The organism is Flavobacterium sp. UBA4854 (assembly GCF_002399805.1).
Lineage (GTDB): Bacteria > Bacteroidota > Bacteroidia > Flavobacteriales > Flavobacteriaceae > Flavobacterium > Flavobacterium ginsengisoli.
On sequence record NZ_DHEI01000005.1, the window covers coordinates 7,744 to 12,571 of the forward strand.

The following is a 4,828-nucleotide window of genomic DNA, read 5'->3' on the forward strand; positions in this document are numbered from 1 at the left end:
ACTCGTATCGTTGCAGGTGTTGGTTTTCCTCAATTCTCGGCAGTTTTAGAAGTTGCCGCAGCTATCAAAGGAACTGGAGTTCCAGTTATCGCCGATGGTGGAATTCGTTATACAGGAGATATTCCTAAAGCTATTGCTGCAGGAGCTGACTGTGTAATGTTAGGTTCATTACTAGCAGGAACAAAAGAGTCTCCAGGAGAAACAATCATTTTTGAAGGAAGAAAATTCAAATCTTACCGCGGAATGGGATCTGTTGAAGCAATGCAAACGGGTTCTAAAGATCGTTATTTCCAAGATGTTGAAGACGATGTTAAAAAATTAGTTCCAGAAGGAATCGTTGGACGTGTTCCTTACAAAGGAGAATTAAACGAAAGTATGCTTCAGTTTATTGGAGGTCTTCGTGCAGGTATGGGGTACTGTGGTTCAAAAGATATTCCTACTTTGCAAGAAACTGGACGTTTTGTTAGAATCACTTCTAGTGGAATCACTGAAAGTCACCCACACAACGTAACAATTACAAAAGAAGCTCCAAATTATTCTAGATAATTTAGGGTGTATCATAAACAAAAAAGGAGTTGTCTTAAAAAGACAACTCCTTTTTTTATAAGCTTCGGAGAAGCGAAATATTTATAGAGAAAATGAGAAGTTTACAATATAAAGCTCCAGCGGAGCGACATATTATCTTAGATATGATTATATGTCGCTCCGCTGAGGCTTTATCTAATTTCTAATTGAAATTTAAAATCTACTGTTTAAAATATCTTCAGCAACAATATCAGAGTGCAATAAATCTTCCATTTTCTTTGTCATGCGTTGTGCTTCTAATGCGTAACCAAACATTTTTTTCTCGTAATCGGCAATTGCTTCGTCAATGGTTTCAAATTTTCCGTTGGTTAAATTTTCGGTTAGATGAAAAGCATCGAATAATCCCATATTTACACCTTCGCCAGCAAATGGTGGCATTAAGTGAGCTGCGTCTCCAACAAGCGTAATATTTGAATGTTCTTTCCAAGGTTCTTCTAAAGAAAATAATCTTAAAGGCAAACCAGAAAATTCAGTTGAAACAGCGAAGAATTTTTTATAATCGTCATTCCAATTTTTAAAAGTTTCATTCAAAAAAGAAATAACAGATTGATCGTCTTTAAAGTTAATTCCGTGATTTGAAATCCAATCTTCATCTGCTTTAAAAGAAACTCCAAAATGAACCGATCCGTCTCGCATAGTATGCGTGTAAAACATTTTGTGTTCGCCCATTGCCATAACATTTCCGTTTCCGTATTTCGGTTTAAATTCAGGATAATCTAGATCTGGATTTGCAATTTCGCCTTGAATAATATAAGTTCCAGAAAGTTGAGGTTCTTGATCGCTTACAAATTTTCGAGCATTTGATCTTCCTCCATTTGCTACAATTACAAAATCGGCAGTTGTTGTAGTACCGTTTTTGAATTCTAAAACATATTGATTTTCAGATTTATCAATGTTGATTAGCTGACTATCCCAAACAACAGTGTTTTCTTCAAGATTCTCTAACATCATTTTTCTTAAATCATTACGATCAATTTCTGGGCGAGAAAAAGCATTGGTTTGATCAGGCATTTCGTCAGAAGTAATATTTCCGTCTATATCGGCCATTTTTTCGCCAGTTGGACGTGCGTATTTATAGAATTCATCCATTAATCCCGCTTTCTGAATTGCATATTGCCCTGAGTCAGAATGAATGTCTAAAGTTCCGCCAGATGTTCTTGCTTGTGAGTTAAGATCTCTTTCGTAAACCGTAACATTGGCGCCATTAATTTGTAAAATTCTTGCAGTTGTTAATCCAACTGGTCCACCGCCAATAATGGCGATCTTTTTATTTTCTATAATCGAAGTTTTCATTTTATTGAAATTATATTGTATTTAAATTTTGTTGTTGATATGGTTTTAAAATTGAATTTATCGTCAAGGAGTAAGTGCTTTTAAAACGAGATTAAAAGCGCTGTCTTTCATTTCATCTGTAAGAGTAAAGGGTTTTCCAGACATCGATTTTCGTTCTCGATGAAACTCTAAAAGAGAATAAAGCGGACCATAAACAATACTCCAAAAAATTTCATATGGAATAGAAATAAGTTCATTTCTCTCAATTGCAGCAAGCATAAATTCTGTCATCATTTGTTTATAATCGCCTGTTATTTCTGCTATAATCGCATCTCCATAAGTAGAATGTTTTAAAAGTTCTAGACAAGTTGCTTGCTGTGTAAAGTTTATATTGAAATAGATACGATTCTCCCATTGATTACGCAATCCATCTTTGAAAGACATGTCTGCAGAAAATCCATCAAACATCTTTTCGAAGAAGTTTTTACCAATTTCAATTCCGATCTTTTTAATTAAGTCTTCTTTGTCTGAATAATAGATATAAAGTGTCGCAACAGAAATACCGCATTCTTTAGCAAGACGATTCATTCCAAAACCTTCTACGCCTTGTGTAACGATCATTTCAATTGCTTTTTGTTTTACAATTTCTTCTTTATTGGTATCTCTAGTTCTCATAATTGTACTTGATTATGGTACAAAGATATAAAAAATAATAAATGAACGATCGCTTATTTATGTTTTTTTAAAGGTTCTAAGATTCTAAGATTCTGAGGTTCTGAGTTTTTAGGTTCAAAGGTTCAAAGAGACAAGGAGACAAAGGTTTTTAAGGTTTGGAAAAGGATTGTCTCCAGCTTTAGCTGGAGGTTGAAAAAAGGACAAAGCGAAGGGCTTTAGCCAAATATTATGTTCAAAAACAAACAAAAAAAAAGCTGAAACGATATTGTATCATTTCAGCTGATTATGTATTTAGAATATATTTTTATAGAGTTTTTGTTGGCTCGGCTTCTCTTAGGTTCTGATTTTCTAAGATTTCTTTTAAGTATGGCGTTACTGTGTTTTCAATATCGCCTTCAGAAATATTTAAAGCTTCTGGATCTGAGGCTAGTTTAAGCCATGGTTTTGGGCCATCAAAATTATAACTTCCAAAAACAACCACAGGAGTTCCTTTTACTTTTACGTTTTCTTTATCCTTCAAAATCCATTCATCAGCAAATTTATAAAGATATTTGGCGTCTTTTTCTAATAGTCGTAAGCAAGAATGTGACGCAGGATATCCAGGCAATGCATATTCGTGAAAACCAACTCCTAGTTTATTTTCAATATTAAAATTCCATTTTAAATCCCATTCGTCATTAAATGTACTTGTGGTTTGTTCTGCTTTCCAGTTGGTAAAAAACAATCCAGTGGGAGTGGGATCTTTTTTTCTTCCCATATTTGTTGGACCTGTACGAACCAATTCACCATTTTCGTAAGCAGCAAAAGCTTGCGTTGGATATGAAAAAAGGATAATTTTTGAAACTTCTTCTAAAGCTGAAACATGCAATGGAAAAGGAAGATAATAAACCAAATCTCCGCTAAAATCTGCTGGAATAACTACAGAATCCAGTTTTTTGAAATTGGCTTTATCGGTTCTATTCAAAGCATAAACAATATCCATTTTAGAACTGTCAGCTTCATTAATTTTGAGCCAATCTTTGGTTTTTTCGATTTGATAAGAAACTGTCTCGGGTTTTTTATATTCAATTACCTTCTTTTTCTCTTTTTTATTTTCAGTCAATGTTATCGTATCGGTTTTTTTGCAAGAACCTAGTAATACTAACATTAATAATAGTAATGCGTTTGCTGTGTAATATAACTTTTTCATAGGTCGTATTTTTATGAATATAAAGTTATACATCTGATAGCTGAAAAGGGTTACATAATTTTTTGAATTGGTTTCGGGATTTACATTACTGATGTAAAAATCATCTATTTATTTAAACAAATTTTTTATATCACGTTGAAGAGTGAATAAATCAATAACACTATATAGTCCAACTGACTCTTTAAGATGATTGTTTGCAGGCGGATTATCTACAGAAGCTTTTATCAATCTAATTTGATTAGCAGTATCAGGTTCGTGTTTTAATCCATAAACTGAAAACTTTGAAATCCTTTTAATTCCATCGTTATATAATTGACCTTTTGCAGGTAAATTTTGTAAGTTTCCCCAAGTTGGGATTTTATCAAAAACACCATCATAGAATTCTAAAATAGGACTTTCATTCGCACCAGTAATTTTATGAATATATGCAGCATAAAAGCGATTCTCCAATTGAATAGAAATTACATCTCCTTTTCTATAAAAAGTAATGCTTTCTGGAACAGACGGTTTTCGTTTTAGGGGAATTGGCAATGATAAGATAAATTGTTTTATTTCTTCTGATTTTTAAAAAAAATCATCACTTAGAACCACTTCTTTATTTAAAAGATCTATAGCTTCAATTGCTTTCTTATTTATTGTATCATCTTTAAACCCGTATTTGTGTAAAACAATAGAGAGGGCAAGAATTGTCTTTTGTTTGTGATTATTGGAGATTTGTTCTGTGTTTAAAACACAATTCCAGCGATTTAATAATTGGGGCAGTATTCTTGAAAGCTGTTTTTCTGTATCTTTTTCATAGCACATTGCTGTAAAAGTGAGTCTTGCCAAATCATCATCGATTGATTTTACAAGATATTTTGCTGCGAGTTTATCTAAAATTTGTTGATGAGTCATGATATTTTGTTTAAAGTCAACAAATATAAGAAATCAAATAAAAAAGTAAGTATATTCTTATATTAAATCTTTGATTTTAGCATGTTGCAATAACATAATAGTTTTAGCATCTGTAATCTCTCCAGATTCAATCATGGCGTAAGCTTCATCAAAAGTATATTCCAGAACTTCTATATTTTCCTGTTCGGCGTCAAGTCCGCCGCCTTCGCTTAC

Annotated in this window: 6 protein-coding genes and 1 pseudogene; 1 reads left to right on the forward strand and 6 read right to left on the reverse strand. The window is 32.8% G+C overall.

The annotated features are described in order from the left end of the window. The coding region (locus B3J44_RS00595; RefSeq protein WP_286964920.1) for an IMP dehydrogenase at nt 1–546 on the forward strand (546 nt) is incomplete at its 5' end. A gap of 192 nt (nt 547–738) precedes the next feature. On the opposite strand, the gene B3J44_RS00600 is transcribed toward B3J44_RS00595, so the two are convergent. The 6 genes and pseudogenes from B3J44_RS00600 to B3J44_RS00625 form a co-directional block, all read right to left on the reverse strand. Next, nucleotides 739–1,878 carry an FAD-dependent oxidoreductase gene (locus B3J44_RS00600; RefSeq protein WP_286964921.1) on the reverse strand — a complete coding sequence of 380 codons (1,140 nt, stop codon included), beginning with the start codon at nt 1,876–1,878 and terminating at the stop codon, nt 739–741. A 63-nt stretch (nt 1,879–1,941) separates the two neighbouring features. Then, complete coding sequence (locus B3J44_RS00605; RefSeq protein ID WP_286964924.1) at nt 1,942–2,532, reverse strand: TetR/AcrR family transcriptional regulator; 591 nt, start codon at nt 2,530–2,532, stop codon at nt 1,942–1,944. A gap of 304 nt (nt 2,533–2,836) precedes the next feature. Next, nucleotides 2,837–3,721 carry a L,D-transpeptidase gene (locus tag B3J44_RS00610; RefSeq protein WP_286964925.1) on the reverse strand — a complete coding sequence of 295 codons (885 nt, stop codon included), beginning with the start codon at nt 3,719–3,721 and terminating at the stop codon, nt 2,837–2,839. Nucleotides 3,722–3,829: 108 nt separating this feature from the next. Next, on the reverse strand, nt 3,830–4,252 hold the full coding sequence (locus tag B3J44_RS00615; protein WP_286964927.1) for a hypothetical protein: 423 nt from the start codon (nt 4,250–4,252) through the stop codon (nt 3,830–3,832). Nucleotides 4,253–4,285: 33 nt separating this feature from the next. Beyond that, entirely contained in the window at nt 4,286–4,615 is a 330-nt protein-coding gene (locus B3J44_RS00620) for a hypothetical protein (RefSeq protein ID WP_286964929.1), read from the reverse strand. A 57-nt stretch (nt 4,616–4,672) separates the two neighbouring features. Continuing rightward, nucleotides 4,673–4,828, reverse strand: a pseudogene (locus B3J44_RS00625) (GDP-mannose pyrophosphatase); the annotation flags it as partial.